General features: G+C 30.2%; 13 protein-coding genes. 6 read left to right on the top strand and 7 right to left on the bottom strand.

Annotated elements, in window-relative coordinates; genetic code table 11:
* Positions 1-212 precede the first annotated feature (212 nt).
* The 4 genes from V9L04_RS20825 to V9L04_RS20810 form a co-directional block, all read right to left on the bottom strand.
* Positions 213-1,508, bottom strand: coding sequence for an aminopeptidase P family protein (locus tag V9L04_RS20825; RefSeq protein WP_338791863.1), 1,296 nt, complete (start codon positions 1,506-1,508; stop codon positions 213-215).
* A 172-nt stretch (positions 1,509-1,680) separates the two neighbouring features.
* Positions 1,681-2,874, bottom strand: coding sequence for a TerC/Alx family metal homeostasis membrane protein (locus V9L04_RS20820; protein WP_338791862.1), 1,194 nt, complete (start codon positions 2,872-2,874; stop codon positions 1,681-1,683).
* Between the two features lie 361 nt (positions 2,875-3,235).
* On the bottom strand, positions 3,236-4,762 hold the full coding sequence (gene nhaC, locus V9L04_RS20815; protein ID WP_338791861.1) for a Na+/H+ antiporter NhaC: 1,527 nt from the start codon (positions 4,760-4,762) through the stop codon (positions 3,236-3,238).
* A gap of 183 nt (positions 4,763-4,945) precedes the next feature.
* Entirely contained in the window at positions 4,946-6,385 is a 1,440-nt protein-coding gene (locus V9L04_RS20810; protein WP_338791860.1) for a hypothetical protein, read from the bottom strand.
* A 398-nt stretch (positions 6,386-6,783) separates the two neighbouring features.
* Here V9L04_RS20810 and V9L04_RS20805 point away from each other — a divergent pair, with 398 nt between their 5' ends.
* The 5 genes from V9L04_RS20805 to V9L04_RS20785 all read left to right on the top strand — a co-directional run bounded on the left by V9L04_RS20805 (position 6,784) and on the right by V9L04_RS20785 (position 11,138).
* Positions 6,784-8,037 (top strand): OmpA family protein, encoded by a 1,254-nt coding sequence (locus tag V9L04_RS20805; RefSeq protein ID WP_338794220.1) that lies wholly within the window; start codon positions 6,784-6,786, stop codon positions 8,035-8,037.
* 363 nt (positions 8,038-8,400) lie between these two features.
* A complete protein-coding gene (nhaD, locus tag V9L04_RS20800; protein ID WP_338791859.1) occupies positions 8,401-9,759 on the top strand; it encodes a sodium:proton antiporter NhaD in 1,359 nt (452 codons plus the stop codon).
* Between the two features lie 66 nt (positions 9,760-9,825).
* Positions 9,826-10,215: a hypothetical protein gene (locus tag V9L04_RS20795; protein WP_338791858.1), complete on the top strand. Its 390-nt coding sequence runs from the start codon at positions 9,826-9,828 to the stop codon at positions 10,213-10,215.
* Complete coding sequence (locus V9L04_RS20790; protein ID WP_338791857.1) at positions 10,215-10,715, top strand: hypothetical protein; 501 nt, start codon at positions 10,215-10,217, stop codon at positions 10,713-10,715. Before V9L04_RS20795 ends, V9L04_RS20790 begins: the two co-directional genes overlap by 1 nt.
* Before the next feature lie 12 nt (positions 10,716-10,727).
* Positions 10,728-11,138 (top strand): protein-export chaperone SecB, encoded by a 411-nt coding sequence (locus V9L04_RS20785; RefSeq protein ID WP_338791856.1) that lies wholly within the window; start codon positions 10,728-10,730, stop codon positions 11,136-11,138.
* A 77-nt stretch (positions 11,139-11,215) separates the two neighbouring features.
* Here V9L04_RS20785 and V9L04_RS20780 read toward each other — a convergent pair whose 3' ends face one another.
* Positions 11,216-12,862 carry a hypothetical protein gene (locus V9L04_RS20780; protein ID WP_338791855.1) on the bottom strand — a complete coding sequence of 549 codons (1,647 nt, stop codon included), beginning with the start codon at positions 12,860-12,862 and terminating at the stop codon, positions 11,216-11,218.
* Between the two features lie 588 nt (positions 12,863-13,450).
* Between V9L04_RS20780 and V9L04_RS20775 the strand changes: the two genes are divergently transcribed.
* Positions 13,451-13,888 carry a septal ring lytic transglycosylase RlpA family protein gene (locus tag V9L04_RS20775; protein WP_338791854.1) on the top strand — a complete coding sequence of 146 codons (438 nt, stop codon included), beginning with the start codon at positions 13,451-13,453 and terminating at the stop codon, positions 13,886-13,888.
* Between the two features lie 124 nt (positions 13,889-14,012).
* Here the strand turns inward: V9L04_RS20775 and V9L04_RS20770 are convergent, their stop codons facing one another.
* Positions 14,013-14,822 carry a DUF1206 domain-containing protein gene (locus V9L04_RS20770; RefSeq protein WP_338791853.1) on the bottom strand — a complete coding sequence of 270 codons (810 nt, stop codon included), beginning with the start codon at positions 14,820-14,822 and terminating at the stop codon, positions 14,013-14,015.
* A gap of 171 nt (positions 14,823-14,993) precedes the next feature.
* Positions 14,994-16,319 carry a chorismate-binding protein gene (locus V9L04_RS20765; protein ID WP_338791852.1) on the bottom strand — a complete coding sequence of 442 codons (1,326 nt, stop codon included), beginning with the start codon at positions 16,317-16,319 and terminating at the stop codon, positions 14,994-14,996.
* Between the last annotated feature and the right edge of the window lie 226 nt (positions 16,320-16,545).

The raw sequence follows: 16,545 nt of genomic DNA, 5'->3' as shown, positions 1-16,545 counted from the left end.
TTAAAATAATTAATTTTCATGGATGAACTTAACTAAGGAATAGAAATTAATTAAAGTATTAACAATGAAACCCATAACTAAAGTTATGGGAAAGTTTGGCTTTAACATAAATGTACCATAATAAAATTGGTTGTGTAATGCTATGTTAGGACGACACATTAACTTCAAAAAAAAGAGTTAGACAAAAAATTATCTAACTCTTTTTGTTTTTGTTATTTTTTATTCATCAAATCTTCAATTTCTTCTACTTCAATAGGAATATTGCCCATTAAGTCATCATAACCATTTTTTGTAATGACAATATCATTTTCAAGACGAATACCAATTTTTTCTTTAGGAATATAGATACCAGGTTCAACAGTAAAGACCATTCCAGCTTCTATTTTTCTATCAAAAGCACCATAATCGTGAACATTAATTCCTAAATGGTGTGTTGTTCCGTGCATAAAGTATTGCTTATACAATGGATTGTTTGGATCTTGATTTTTAACTTCTTTTTTATCTAAAAGCCCTAATCCAATCAATTCTTTTTCCATCAAATTTCCCACTTCTTTGTGGTATTCATTTAATGTATTTGAAGGATTAAGAAGTTTCATGGCAGCACGCTGAACACGCAAAACAGCATTATAAACCTCTTTTTGACGTTTTGTGTACTTTCCACTTACAGGAATTGTTCGTGACATATCCGACGCATAACCTGCATATTCTGCACCAATGTCTAACAAAATAATCTCTCCTTTTTTACAGATATTATCATTCTGAACATAGTGCAAAACACAAGAGTTTTCTCCTGCTGCAATAATTGGCTCATAAGCAAAACCTTTAGAACGATTTCTTACAAATTCATGTAAAAGTTCGGCTTCAATCTCATATTCCATCACATTTGGTTTTACAAAAGAAAGCAAACGACGGAAACCTTTTTCAGTAATACTACAGGCATGACGCATCAATTCTATTTCAGTTTTTTCCTTTATAGCACGAATGTTTTGTAAAATAGGTGCGCTTCTTTGATAGGTATGCAAAGGAAAGCGATGCTGTATTTCTTTACGAAAACGGTCATCACGAGTTTCTACTTCAACACTTTGTCTAGTATGTTCGTTGGTGGTTAGATAGACATTTTGAGCAGGGAAAATCAAAAACTGCTGCAAAATAGACCAAAATTGACTTGTCCAAAATACTGTTTGTATTCCTGATTGTTTGGTGGCTGCTTCTTTAGTGAGCTTTTCTCCTTCCCAAACTTTAATATGGTCATTGGTCTCTTTAACAAAAAGAACTTCTCTATATTTTTCCTCTTTTGCATCTGGAAAAAGAACTAAAATGGTTTCTTCTTGGTCAATTCCTGTCAAATAATAAATATCTGAATGCTGTACAAAAGGCATAGTGCCATCAGCACTAGTTGGCATAATATCATTTGAGTTAAAAATAGCAATTGAATTGGAGAGTAAGCCTTTTGTAAATTTTTTACGATTTTTTACGAAAAGGTTACTTTTTATAGGTTCGTGTCGCATAAAATGAGAATAGAATGTTTTAATTTGAGTTTTTCAAATGTACAAAAAAATCTATTGCAAGAATATGTAAGGAGCAATAGAACCAATTAATAAATATTAAAATATTTTATTATTCTATTTCTTATTGATTAAATGCTAAAAAAATGCAGACTACAAACGAATATATTTTTATCTAACTAACATTTTTCATATTTCTTTTATCTTCTGTTTTAGAACTAGGAGTAGTAACTTCTTTTTGAGGAAAAATTATAGAGGCCAAAATACTAATAGCAAGTATTCCCAAGATAATAAAAATGGAATGTTCATTAGTAAAACCAAATGTTTTGAGCCAAGTTCCTGCAAGCATCTTCAGACCAATATAAGTAAGTAGGAAAGCCAAACCGAGTTTGAGATAGTGGAAAAGGTGCATAATATTCGATAAGAAAAAGAACATTGAACGCAAACCTAAAATAGCAAATATATTGGAGAAAAAGACTACATAAGGGTCTTGTGTAACAGCAAAAATAGCAGGAATAGAATCAACAGCAAAAATCAAATCTGTAAATTCGATAACCAAAACAACAATAAAAAGTGGAGTAACAGCCCAAGTTATTTTCTTTTTACGTTTTCTGTTTTCATTAGTTTTTAATTTTTTATTATTGATACTTTTAGTCAATAATCCTTCTTCATAGGTAGGAAGTGGAATGAAAAAATGTGAACCTACATAACGAGGATAAACATTAAAGACTTTAGAAGTCCATTTTACTATCCAACTATCATTCGTATCAATTTCTTCTTCTTCCTCACCTTTTATAAATTCATAAAACATTTTGCCACCAGTAAAAATCAAGAAAGCTCCAAAGACATATAAAACCCAATGAGCATGCTGAATAATAGTAGCACCTAAGAAAATAAATAGAAAACGCATCAATATTGCTCCCAAAATACCCCAAAATAGCACTTTTTTGAAATATTTCTCAGCTACTCCAAACGAACTAAAAATCAAAATAATGACAAAAATATTATCAACGGAGAGTGAATATTCTAATAAATAACCTGTTATGAAATCTAAAGACATTTTCTCTCTATAATTCTGAACGCTAAGTTCATAATTACCTTCTACCAAGATGCCTTCTCTATCTTCTTCTGCAATATATTTTTCTACAATGCGTTTGACATCATCATAACTTTCTACTCCATGAATCAGATCTCCATAATAATCCAAAAAGAGCCAAAACCCAAGAGCTAAGCATATCCAAAATACACTCCAAATAGCAGCTTCTTTGAATGAGATGATATGATTTTCTTTCGAAAAAACACCCAAATCAACTAAAAGAATAAGGACAATAAAGACGGTAAAGAGTGCGAAAAATATATATTCGTTCATAAAATTACTGACTGCAAACACTAAATGAGAAAGCGTTTGTTAAGGTATTGAATATGCTTTTGAATCAAAATTATTATACAAAAAGCGAGTTGAAAAAAGCTATTTGTTTAAATCTACTGATTACAGAGCTGATTCATTATTTAAATTGATAGATTGTTTTTTATGGATAGTACGTTGCTAAATGCCGATATAAAACTAACTGAAAGATATAGAATTTTGAATTTGTTTTAACAAAGAAAGTCAAAAAATATGATAATTCTATAAATTCTATATTGAATTTTAAAAACAAGTTAGTAAAGAGAATAGTTTTGAGAATTTATTTAAAAATTTAAAGACAATTCTTTTAATGATTTATTCCAAATTAGTTAATAGCTTTTCCTGTTTCGGGATTAATTTTTTTGATTTTTATTCCAACATAACCAAAAATAATACTCATAAAAGGGCTAATAATATTAAAGAAACAATAAGGTGCATAATCTAGAGTGGCAACTTTCAAAACTCCTGCTTGTGTTGCTCCACATGTATTCCAAGGAATCAAAACTGATGTAACTGTTCCTGAATCTTCTAGTGTTCGGCTTAGGTTTTCAGGTGCAAGTCCTTTTTTACGAAAAGCATTTGCATACATCTTTCCTGGAACTACAACTGCCAAATATTGGTCAGAAGCTGTTAAGTTAAATACAATACAAGTTCCGACAGTAGCTGCAATCATCGAACCCGTAGAGTGAGCCAATGAAATAACAGCATTGCTAATACGTGCAAGCATTCCAGCAGCATCCATGACACCACCAAAAATCATAGCACACAAAATTAACCAAATTGTTCCCAACATTCCTTTCATTCCACTACTAGACAAAAGTCCGTTTACTGTTTCACTGTCTGTAATAAGGCTTACATCGCCAAACATTGCCATCATAACAGCCGTATAACCTCCAAAATTTTCTAAAGCAAATATTCGCATATTTCTATAAGCTGTTTCTGGTTCTTTATTCAGACTTTCCAAAGTAGGAGCTACATTGGCTACTTGTTCAATGATTTCTGGTTGAAAAATAATAGCAAAAATACCTCCCAAAACACTTCCAATTAGAAGTGAAGGTAAAGCAGGTACTTTACTTACAATCAATGCAATAACAGCAACAGGAACAGCAAAAAGAAAAGGACTTATAGAAAATTTATTTTCAATGGCACTCATAATTTCGTTTACATTGCTTGCAGAAGCTGTATTTTCACTCATTAATCCAATTATCAAAAATAAAATCAATGTAATTGAGAAAGAGGGTACAGTAGTGTAAAGCATATAACGAATATGCGTAAAAAGGTCAGTGCCAGCCATCGCAGGAGCAAGATTTGTTGTATCTGATAAAGGTGACATTTTATCTCCAAAGTAAGCACCTGAAATAATTGCACCTGCTACCAAACCTTCATCAAAACCAAGAGCTGCACCAATCCCTAGAAGAGCAATCCCCACTGTTGCAATCGTCGACCAAGAACTTCCCGTTCCTAGAGATACTAAAGCACAAACAATACAAGAAGCCACTAAGAAAAAAGTAGGTGTCAAAACTTGTAAACCATAATAAATAAGAGCAGGAACAATTCCACTAAGCATCCAAGTACCAGCCAATGCGCCAATCATTAATAAAATCAAAACAGCAGACATAGCTGAATTAATACTTTCCAAAACACCATCCATTACTTGTGTCCAACTCATTTTGAGATACCAAGCTACTAGACCTGCTATTGCACCAGCCAAAAGTAAAGCTACTTGATTTGCACCAGAAGTAGCATTATCACCAAAAATAAGAACATTAAATACTAATAAAACGATTAAGCCAAGAATAGGAATGAGCGACTGAAAGAGAGTAGGTGTAGGCGTTTTTGAGTTAGTGGACATAGAGAATTGTTAATTATTAATGGTAAGTGATAAATGAATTATATTAATTTTAATTTTTTTATAAAAGATGAAATTTATAATTATTCATAAACCATTAACTATTGTGTGTGAGTAGTATTTTTTAATTTATAATTAGTCATTTATAATTAACTATTAATTTTGGTATGGCAAATTAATAAAAAATTAATCTAAACGCATAAAAATACCGAAAATAAAAAAAGGAAGAAATCCTATTTTATACCGAACAAGCGCACCCAAATTAGGAGCAGATAAGGCTAAAAGCGTGGCCATTCCCAAACAAAAAAATATTCCAAGAAGCCATAAAATAGCTAAAGAATTATTTTTAGAAGTAGATTTTTGAGGAAAAACCAAAGAACGAATTTGATGAAATAACTTCTTGATAGAAATAGTATGAATGAAGAAAAATAAAATAATCCAGTTTTCGATAACAGAAGCTAATCTATAAAAATTAAATTTAGGTGCTCCAAAAGTAGAAAAATCAATCTCCAAAGGGAAAAACAAACCTGCCAAAAGTGCTTTTGGACTTTGCTCAAATAACTGAAGATAAGTGGGGAAGTTTTTATACTCTCCATTTTGATAATTATGATAAGTAGGTTCAAAATCATAACTATATGTAAAATTTATTTGACTCTCAAAGTCAGAGGTAGCTAAAATATTTTGTTGGTTAATAAAAATAGCTTCTGTTAGCCGAGAAAACCATAAATTTGGATGAAGATTGGAAGCTAGACCAACAATAAAAACAAAACCTCCTAAAAATAAAAGAAACTGAAAGCGAATAGATTTATTAAAATAATTTCTAGCAAAGAAACTTATTCCAAAAGCAAAAAGTAAGGGAACAAGCAGCGCAAAGTAATAGTATTTGAGTAAAAACAAACAAAGAATAAGAACAAAAAATAAAATTGTTTTTATAACAATTCCTGTAAAAATACTTATTTCTGTTTTGATTTTTGTATTATCAGAATTTTTACCAACGATTCTATGATTCTTTTTTTTAAAAAATTTCAAAATATCTAAAAAGAAAGCAATTAAAAATCCCATAATCAGCCACAGAAAACTCTCTTTCATCATCGATGATGCCCAGAAAGCAACCGAAGGAGTAAAGAAAAAACCAATACAAAGAGCTAATTTTATTTTTTTAATTTTTATATCAGAATCATTTTTGGTTATAAACCACCTTGCTAAACGATTTGCACAAGCCCAAAGTCCAAAAAAAGCCATAAGAGAGCTATAAAGACTAGTCAAATACATATTCTTTGCAGCTAAAAGATTCATAAAACTCAAATATCGAACAAAGAAAAATGCTCTTTCACCTTCTGTTGCAAAAGTATACATCCAAGCAGGATTTAGTTTTCCTGTTACTAAAAAAATCAAATACCCTAAAGTATCACTCCAAAAATAATCACTCAATCTAAGTATATCTTGCTCATAAAAAATAAGGTCAGGAAGAATATTGAAACTTAAATGAAGTTGATATAATAATAATCCACAAAAAAGTTTGAAAATCAAAGCTTTTACATACACTTTTGATAGAATTTCATTTTTATTGAGAAAATAATGTACTACTATAATTCCTAAGAAAAGTAGAATAAATAGAATTATCATTTTTTTAAGATAGATAAAGCAAAGTGCTTGATAATTAGAGTGATAATTTGATAAATCAAATTTTATTATTGGTAAATCTAAACTTGTTTTTTTGTAAAGCCACTTTTTTTAAACATTTTTGTAAAAGCAAATAACAATCTGACGTGCATATATTTGGAATAGAACGAGGCATAAATCTAAAAAAACTAAAAAAGAACGTTTTTTGCTTACCTTAAATATAATAATTATAAAAAATAATTATTAGCCACAAAAATATCCTACCTTACACAACTATTTTTATCAAAATGAATAGAAAAATACTACTAAATTTCCCATTGAGCAAAAAAAGAACTAAAAAAAAAGAATTTTATAAAAACAATAAAAAAACAGTAGTCTTAGCTTCAATTTGTCTAATCTTGGTGTTTTCATCCTTCTTTTCCCCAATAAATAAGATAGTTGAACACTCTTTTTCAACTCTATATGAAAATTGGAAAGGTATTCCTTATGCAAAGGATATTGTAAAAAATAAAGTTAGCTATCTTCCTACTAGTTTTTTACCTAAAAGTATTTTCTCGTCGATTTCTCGTCCGTTAGATGACCAACTTATAGACGGACGTTTTACCATAGGTTATGGCGATAAAAGTATTTTATTTGGTTATCCTTATTCTTTTTCTACTTCCCATTTTGTTTTACAATCAAGTGGAAAATATGCATCTAATAACCCAGAGCTTTCTCAAACGAAGGCATTAAAAGGTGTTCTTATTTCAGAAGTGGAAGAAAATTCTGATATGACGTTTACTTCAAAAGTAATTTATACCTATGATAATCTATTGATAACCCAAACTTTAGTGCCTGTTGATGCAGATTTAGAAGATTTAGAAAATACATCTAAAGGAAATTATTATAAAATAGAATACGAAATAGAAAATCAATCTGATGCTCCAAGAGACATAGAGTTTACACTTTTGTTAGACCCTATGATTGATGCTGATGATATTTGTAAACTTTCGGCTGATGGTTCGCATATTGGAATGGATGTAAAGTTTGAAAGTGCAAACATGCCTTTACATTTTGCATTTTTTAATGGTGGCTTGCAGGCACAGTTAGTCACTAAACATAAAAATGTAATTGGTCCAGACTTGGCTTATGTAGGGCAATGGGCATATCTAACAAATGTTTTGCAACTTGAACAGCAAAAAGTGGGAAACTATACAGATGACAGTGCAATTCTTTTGAGATGGAATACAAAAACGTTAAGAAAGGGTGAGGTGCGTACTTTTAGAGTATTTTATGGCGTGCCTAAAGGAAAAGAAGGAATAAATTTGCAACATCATCACCCAAATAGAAAATCTCAAATTACGTTGTATTTTGATGCTAACCAAAGTCAATTAAGTTCAGAAGAAGAAGCTAAATTACGAAACTTTATTGGTGCTAGACGTTGGAAGGCTGCTTTAGTAGAAGGTTATACAGATGCAAAAGGTTCTGAACAAGTAAATTTAGAACTCTCTAAAGATAGAATCAGTCAGGTGGGTTATGCTTTGCAGATGTTTGGTATAAAATACGAAAAAATTTTACGCAAATCACACGGAGAATTTTTTGCTCGCAATGATGACACAGCTAGAGGAGTTGGAGAACAAAAAGATAGAAAAGTAGTAGTAACAGTTTGGAGATAGAATGAAATAAAACTATAAGACAGATTTTTAAAGTAGAAACAACTCGTTTGCTTTAAATTCTAATTAAGTTTGTCTATTCTTTTATATTTTTTCTTGTTTCCTAACTTTAGAAACTTAACTTTGCACTAGGTTTATTAAGCCTGCTTTATTATGTAGGCATTTCTGAACCAAATTATTTATACATTATTATTATTCGAATTTTATTTTAGATTAATTTTAGCTTTTAAGATTTGAGAAGCAGCATCTAAATCAATTATTTTAATTATAAATATAAACTGCAAATTAGAATAAGATAGAAAAGTAATCTGTCTTAATTCTATAATCTATATCCTTTTTGGCTATTTTCTAACCACTTTTAAATCTATGTCTTACGAGATTGTCGTTATTATAATTTTTGTTTTGGGCTACATGGCTATTGCCCTTGAACATAATATTAAAGTTGATAAAGCTGCGCCTGCGCTTCTAATTGCTGTTCTGTGTTGGACAGTCTATATCGTTTCAGAAGGAATACTACCTCACGATGAAGATATGATTCATAAAATTGTTCATGGACATGATCAAGGACTTCTTACACATCTTGCCGAAACCTCCCAGATTCTATTCTTTTTGCTTTGTGCCATGACGATTGTTGAAGTAATTGATGCTCATCAAGGCTTTGAAGTAATTACAAAAAGAATAACCACACAAGATAAAAGAAAACTTATTTGGATTATTAGTTGGGTAACATTTTTCTTATCAGCAGCATTAGACAATCTTGCAACAACTATTGTAATGGTTTCGATGCTTCGCAAATTGGTTACAGACAAAAATGATCGTTTGATATATGTAAGTATGGTAGTTATTGCTGCCAATGCTGGTGGTGCGTGGTCGCCTATTGGTGATGTTACAACTACTATGCTTTGGATTGGTGGACAAGTAACAACAGTAAATATTATTACAAAATTGATGTTGCCTAGTATTGTATGTTTACTTGCTCCTCTTACAGTTATTACTTTCATGTTAAAGGGAGATTTGAAACCAGACAAAAAAGGCACTTTAGACTCTGGAGGACATGGTGGACATGCTCCTATTCAAGTAAGAGAGGCTGATAGAAACCTAGTATTCGGAATTGGTCTTGCAGGACTTTTATTTGTTCCTATTTTCAAAACAATTACACATTTACCTCCTTTTATGGGAATGTCATTTAGTTTAGGAATTGTATGGCTGGTTACTGAAATACTTCATAATCGCAAAAAAGCAGAAGATGGAGCGCATGGTAAACTTTCTGTTGTAGCTATTTTAGAGCGTGTAGATGTTCCTAGTGTACTATTCTTCTTTGGTATTTTACTTGCCGTAGGTTGTTTGCAGTCTATGGGAACACTTAATAAACTAGCTGTCTTTTTAGATGCGACTTTCACAGGAGAGGGAGGCGTTTATATTATCGGTCTTCTTTTAGGACTTATGTCTGCGATTGTGGATAATGTACCATTAGTAGCTGCCTCTATGGGTATGTATGATTTGAGTGTATATCCTCCAGACCATGTGTTTTGGGAGTTTATTGCTTACTGTGCAGGAACAGGTGGAAGTACACTTATTATCGGTTCTGCTGCTGGTGTAGCTGCCATGGGAATGGAGCATATTAACTTTATGTGGTATCTTAGAAAAATTGCTTGGCTTTCACTTATTGGATACGTTGCTGGAGCTGCTGTATTTATGGCTATGCAATTATTTGTTGTTCATTAATTTTAAGGTAATCTTGATAAAATAAAGATGTCAGAAATTGAAAGTAAGTCTGAACAAAATTTAACAATGGCACGTTTCTCAATAGAGAAGGAGTGTTATGCTACCTCTATTCACTGTTCTTATTACGCTTGTGTACAATTTATGACACATATTTTATATGATTATTATGAAATGAGTGAAGAAGACATAAACATAAAGCAAAAACAAGTATCTAAAGAATTGGGAGGAGGTTTTCATGCATGGGTAATCAACTTCTTTGTTATAAAACTTCTTCCCTTTGAAGGTGGAAAAATAGCTATAGATTTTAGTAGTAATGCTACACAATTAAAAAAATGGAGAGTTTTGGCAGACTATAAGAGAAAAAAAATAACTTTATGTGAGGCTAAGCAGTCTCAGACCTATTCAAAAAATATTTTGGAGATTTTACAGAATTATATTAAAAACAAATCATCATAATGAATACACTTGAATCTCAAGATTTTATAATAAATAAGCTAAATAATTTAGTAGAAAAGCTACCTTACATTTTTGTTAAATATGAAAATGATTTAGAGGGAAGTCATTTTATAGAAATAAAGTCATCTCAAGATAATACCTTTGATGACTTTATAGATAAATTTACTTTACAACTTCTTACAAAATTTATAAGTTTGTTTTCTAATGAAAACATGGCTTTTTTAAATGAAGGAGCTTTATATGAAATTGAAAATTTAACATATTCTAAAAAAGGTAAATCATTTGAATTAGCAAAAAAGTTGAATGTAAAAGCTGAAAATTTTGCTTTTCCTTTACAGCGAATTACACGGAATTATACACCCAAATTTCCACAAAAAATAAATTCTTCAATTAAAGATAATTTTAGTAAATATCGTGAACAGTATTTATTATCTGTTCCATTAAAAGATAAATCTGTATCCAATTCTAGCTCAGATGAGGATTTTGTTCTTGCTGCATAAACCAAATAATGTATGAAACCTACTACATCTTCGCAGAATTCTTTTGAACTGCTAAACATAATTCTTTTAGAAAGTAACTTTAAAAGAGATGTTGAAATTAGTTATACAGACGAAGAATTTAAAAGTAATATAGATATAGGAATAGAAAATCAATTAAAAGATAGTATTCTTTTTGTTGAAGTATCTTTGACTTACTCTTCTGGTATAGAGGATAATAAGGAAATACAAGCATTTATAAAAATGGTAGGCGTATTCAAATGTCCTAATAACTCTGATTTATCTACTGAAACATTTGGTAAAATTAATGCACCAGCTATATTATTCCCTTTTATAAGAGAAAATTTGGCTTCTGTTTCAATGAAAGCAGGAATAAGTCCTATTCTATTACCTCCTGTAAACTTTGTGAAGTTATCACAAAAATAATTCCGTAGCACTAGTGCAATCAAGAAAATAACGCTATGAAGAAAATTTATAGCGTTATTTTTTTGTTAATTACTTGGCTATTTTTTCTCTTCTTTCTCTTCCTCTTTATCGACCTCAACAGCCGAAAAAGGATAACGCAAACGAGTAAAATAAAATACCTTTCTACGAGCAGGACTAGAAAGTTGATTTCTGACAATTTGATAACCTGAGACCAAATAATTGTCATCGTACCAGTGCATCAAAATTTCATCAGAACGATTGACTATATTATCCAAACTATCTCTTCTTGGAACTTCATATTCAGAGATTAATTCTTGCTCTTTACTTTTTACAGTTTGTTTGTAAAATAATTCTTCTTCATCTAGTCTAAAAAGTGCTAATGTATCATTTCTGACGCTATAAGAGAAAAAAGGAAATATTTTTTGTGATTCAAACTCATCAAAGTCAAATTGGTTATCCCAAAGTAGTTTTCCTTCTTTATCAAAACTACAAACGATTCCTTGTTCATATTTATAGCTCACTGTCATATTTGGATTTGGATTTCCTCCATTTTGCCACATACTTCTGCTCCCTCCTCTGTTATTATAAACCCGAGAGTTTCCAGAACCAAAATAAGGATTTCCTATCATATTGTTAGCTACATTGTTTCCGTTTTGATAAACGGGATTATATCCTTCCAATGATAAATAAATTCGATCTTTTTCTATTCGTAATGGACTTACGAAGTAATCATTTGAGTAGCGTACAGGAGAGTCTTTTTTTCTTGCTCTTTTAACTTTAGTAGCCATTTTTTCACGCTTTTTCTCATTCAAATTATTAAAAAAATTATTCAAATAAGAAAAATCATAAAATCTAAAACCGTCTTCTTTTTTATTCTTTATCTTCAAACTATAAATTCCTTGTGAGCGTTTCCATTTTGGAGAAGAGTATGTTCCAAATACTATTATTTCATCTGTTGCTGTAATCAAAGGACGAAAAGTTTGTAAATCATATTCTTTATTATCTGGAATAGTTACATTATAACGTAATTGGGCATCTAGGCTGTAGAAATAAAAGAATGAATATTTATATGAACTATATTTACCTGCCACAATAGCCAAAATTACATCATTTTCAATATCTATACTTAGATTTGCCAAGTAAGTGCTTTTCTGAACTAAAGAAGGTAAAATTTGCTGTCTGCCTGTTTTAATATTTAGATGTAAAACTACTGGATTATTCTCTGCTTCTCCTCCCAAAAGAATTATATTTCCTGCTGCACATATTTCTGTATAAGTAGCTTTTAATATTTTCTCATAAGTAATAATTTTCATTATCCCACTATGCAAGTTTATTTTTAATATTTCATAATCATAACGTTGTTTATCTACCAAATAATAAATAAAACTATCTGCAACAACATAATGAACAATTTTATCTTCTCCTTTTACCACATGTTTTTGTTCCCAAATATTTTGAAAAGTAGTATCATATTTAGCTATTAAAATTTCTTTTTGTCCTTTTATGTAGTGAGTTAGGGAAACTAATAAACCATTTTCTCCTAAAGGCACAGCCGTGTAATCTGAAAAATCAGATCCTTCTTCTGACTTTGTTGTAATTTCGGTGTGATCAATGACTTGTATCTGTGCTGAGCTAGAAAAGCATATTCCGATAAGTAAAAGTAAAATGAAATTAGCTTTCAAAAAAAGTGAATTATTTATAGTTATTTTTTTATTGTTGGTCATAGTCAAAATTGGTATTTTTTTATACTTTAAAATAGTTACAATGGAAATAGAATCAAATTTTTATCCATTCAAATTAATCAAAATACTAATCTTTCTAAAATTTATTTGAAAAAATAATTGTAAAATGATATTCTAATTTTTAATCAAATATAAGTTAGTTTTTTGAATAAGTGACTGAGCAAAATTATTTATTAGATTAGGCAAATCTATTTGCCATCTGAAAGGAGTTTTGAGAGTTGTAAATTTTCATTTTCTAAATCTTTTTTAGATATGTTTTATTTTACCCAATTACTTAAATCAAATAAAAATTATATTCAACTTGTTAATAAGATTGTTCAGGGTTTTCTTATAAAAACTATTTAGTTCCATTTTTATATCTTAAACCTCTGTGGTCAAGTTGTGGTTGTTGGTGTCGCTATCACTAAAACACTAACAAGGGCACTTTTCTTTTTTTATAAGAAAACCCAATAGGATTGTTTTTGGTAAGGCTTTTGTAAAATCTACTATAAAAGATATAAAATAAATACTATTTTTTACTCTTTACTGGTTTTGTAAAACCTAACTTATTCACTAACAATATTATACAATATGAATCCTACGATAAAATTTAAAAATATTTTGAAAGTCAAAGCAAACGTTCTCTTCTTTTCTATTTCTATGTTTCTAATTTTTTCGCTTTCCTCTTGTGACGAATTATTTGCACCTGTAGAAGATGATTCTACAAATGGAGGAGAGTATACAGAAGAAGGAATTGCATCTTATTATGCTGACAAATATGAAGGAAGACCCACTGCAAGTGGCGAAACATTTAGACAAAATTTATTGACAGCAGCACACAAAACACTTCCTTTTGGTACAATGGTAACTGTCACAAATTTGAAAAATGGAAAAAAAATAAGAGTCAAAATAAATGATAGAGGTCCTTTTGTAACAGGTAGAATTATTGATGTAACTAGCAGAGGAGCAAGAGAATTAGACTTTATTCGTGATGGAATTGTAAATGTTAAAATAGAATACGATTTATAGAAACTAGTTGAAAAGACAGATTCTAAAATTGGTAAAGCTAATTTTATAGTTGAGTAAACACAAAAAACCTCAAATTATGTTAGAATAATTTGAGGTTTTTATGTAAAATTAAATTTTTTAGTTATTACTGAATATAAAATTCTTTAGCTTTAATCATCATAAAAAGACCATAGAGAGCCAAGCCAAGAGCTACTAACCCAACTAGCCAAGCACTAGTGGAAGAAAACATAAATTCGAATGCTCCTTCTGTTCCACCTGCTTTACTCGCATTAGATTCAATAGCAGCACGTGCTGTAATATAACCAGCAACTAATAAAACAATTCCTCTTGAAATATAACCTACTTGCCCAGCTTTTCTGACTGCTTCTTTTGTTTTGAATCCTAAATCACTTACTTTTTTCATGTGTTTATTTGAAAATCCTTTCCAAATATCATAGACTCCTTTTCCAATAATAAAAAGAGCTAAAATACCAATAATCACTTCACCAGCAGGAACTTCAAGAATTTTGGCGATAGCTGTAGTACGTCCACCACCACCTGATGAAGAACTTCCACCTTTAATTGCCATTTTTGCTGCAAAAGTAGCAAATGTACCATAAGAAAGACCACTAATAAAAAATCCTATACGACGAAATTTATTTTGTGTGTCATTTTGATCATTCTCGGGATTGATAAAAGCCTGTGTCCATCTCCATGCTGTATAACCAAAAAGACCAACAGCAACAATACCTAATAAAATACGTCCGAAAGGTTGTTGTAAAATAAATTGAAAAATACCAGTTTTACCACTTACTTGTCCTCCCAAACCAAAGGCTGTCATTGTAGCAAGTACACCAATCAGGAGATAAACAACTCCTTTCATAAAGTAGCCTGACTTGGCAAACTTTTCTAGGGATTCTTTTTTGTTTGTTGATAATGAGTTAATCGAAATCATAAAAATTGAGAGTTTAAAAAATGTGACTGAACATTGAGTTTAAAAAATGAGTATTTAACATATTTATAGTTTAATACTGTTATAATAACTACTATTAAGTTTTTTTGTTTAAATAAAATGCTAGAAGGTTACACATTAAAAAAACTTTTACAGACACAGAAGTAAACTAAATTACTCAAAAACCACACTTTCTATCGTTTGACATTTCATCTCGGTTTCTAGCCATTCTTTGTCAGTATCCGAATCTGCCGTAATTCCACCTCCTGCATACAAAATAGCTTGATTTTCTAAAAGTTGCATACAGCGAAGATGAACATAAAGACTACTTCCATTTTTGAAATTAATTCCACCTAAATACCCTGCATAAAAACCTCTATCATAGCCTTCATTTTCCAAAATAAACTGTGTTGTTATTTCTTTTGGCATTCCACAAACTGCCGAAGTTGGATGTAAAAGTTCTAACATAACCGTTGCCAGTTGTGGGAAACGCTCTTGTTTTGTATCGACTAAAAATTCAGTTCTTAAATGCAAAATATTTCCAGCTCTTACCGTTTTAGGTCCTATTTCTTCGTATTCTCTCAAACGAATTTTCTTAAAACAGTTTATAATATAACGACTGACTAAAGCCTGTTCTTCAATTTCTTTTTGTCTCCAAAGTGCATTTTTGAGTTCTTTTACTTCTTTTCCTGACTGTGTTCCTGCCAATGCCATGGTTCTAAAAATTCCATTTTTATCTTGACTGACCAAAAGCTCAGGCGTTGCACACATCCATGTACCGATAAGAGGAATCGAAACCAAAGACACAAAAGCAGTTTTGTAAGTCTGCTCTAATTTATGATAGGCTTCCAAAGCATCAAACGTATTTTCTCCATTTTTATCTAAATCAATAAATTTATTGCGTGAAATAACTACTTTTTGAAACTCATCATTTTGCATTGCTTTTATCGCTTTATCGACAGCTTTTTCATATATTTCTTTTGTAGTTGCTGCTGGAATACTTTGTGGATAAAAATAAGGCGTTTTACAATCTTTTTTGTTTTGTAATTGCTTTAATTTCTGAAAAAAATCTTTTTTAGTTTGATTTAATTTTTCAAATTTCTTTTTGTCTTTAGAAGGGATATTTTCTACAATAAAATCATTTGAAGAATCAAAATAGAGATGTGCTTCTAAAAAATAAGCCTTTGAATTGTTTTTTCCTTTATGAGTATCAAATTCCTTTTCAAATTTATGCATCAAAAAACCTGTTCCTAAATCTTCTAAATCGGCTTCCACTAACCTTGTTTTTTGAGATAAATCTATAACCAAATGCAAATTATCAGTATTTGGTTCTCTCCATAATGAAACAGCTAAATTTTGAGCAATGGCAGCACACCACATTTTTTTGATAAATTGAAAAGAATTTAATTTAATTTCTCCATCATTCTCTTTATTGGTATCAAAAAATGTAGTTGTATCTGTAATAGAAAGTATTTTGGAAATAGCTAAATGATTTTTCACGACTGGTTATATTTTATATGTATATTGCTCTTGATTAAAAAGAGCAAGTAATAATCTTAGTTTCAAAACTTTCAAATTGAAATGAAAGTTACAATAACTAACGCAAAAATACGATACAAGTTTCAAAATTATTCTAATTTAAAAAAAATATTTGTGTGTTTTTAAACTATTCACTTCAATAGTTAAACTATACTTTGTACTTGTATTCTCTATTACCTAAAAGTAT

This window comes from Bernardetia sp. MNP-M8 (genome assembly GCF_037126285.1).
GTDB lineage: Bacteria > Bacteroidota > Bacteroidia > Cytophagales > Bernardetiaceae > Bernardetia.
Note: the sequence above shows the minus strand (reverse complement) of the source record. Positions and strands in the feature narration are given on the sequence as shown.

What these genes read in the sequence shown, in the direction of transcription:
- V9L04_RS20790 (WP_338791857.1), top strand. Translation starts at nt 10,215, where the DNA reads ATGAATACACTTGAATCTCAAGATTTTATAATAAATAAGCTAAATAAT.
- V9L04_RS20775 (WP_338791854.1), top strand. Translation starts at nt 13,451, where the DNA reads ATGAATCCTACGATAAAATTTAAAAATATTTTGAAAGTCAAAGCAAAC.
- V9L04_RS20825 (WP_338791863.1), bottom strand. Translation starts at nt 1,508, where the DNA reads ATGCGACACGAACCTATAAAAAGTAACCTTTTCGTAAAAAATCGTAAA.
- nhaD (WP_338791859.1), top strand. Translation starts at nt 8,401, where the DNA reads ATGTCTTACGAGATTGTCGTTATTATAATTTTTGTTTTGGGCTACATG.
- V9L04_RS20785 (WP_338791856.1), top strand. Translation starts at nt 10,728, where the DNA reads ATGAAACCTACTACATCTTCGCAGAATTCTTTTGAACTGCTAAACATA.
- V9L04_RS20795 (WP_338791858.1), top strand. Translation starts at nt 9,826, where the DNA reads ATGGCACGTTTCTCAATAGAGAAGGAGTGTTATGCTACCTCTATTCAC.
- V9L04_RS20820 (WP_338791862.1), bottom strand. Translation starts at nt 2,874, where the DNA reads ATGAACGAATATATATTTTTCGCACTCTTTACCGTCTTTATTGTCCTT.
- V9L04_RS20780 (WP_338791855.1), bottom strand. Translation starts at nt 12,862, where the DNA reads ATGACCAACAATAAAAAAATAACTATAAATAATTCACTTTTTTTGAAA.
- V9L04_RS20770 (WP_338791853.1), bottom strand. Translation starts at nt 14,822, where the DNA reads ATGATTTCGATTAACTCATTATCAACAAACAAAAAAGAATCCCTAGAA.
- V9L04_RS20810 (WP_338791860.1), bottom strand. Translation starts at nt 6,385, where the DNA reads ATGATAATTCTATTTATTCTACTTTTCTTAGGAATTATAGTAGTACAT.
- nhaC (WP_338791861.1), bottom strand. Translation starts at nt 4,762, where the DNA reads ATGTCCACTAACTCAAAAACGCCTACACCTACTCTCTTTCAGTCGCTC.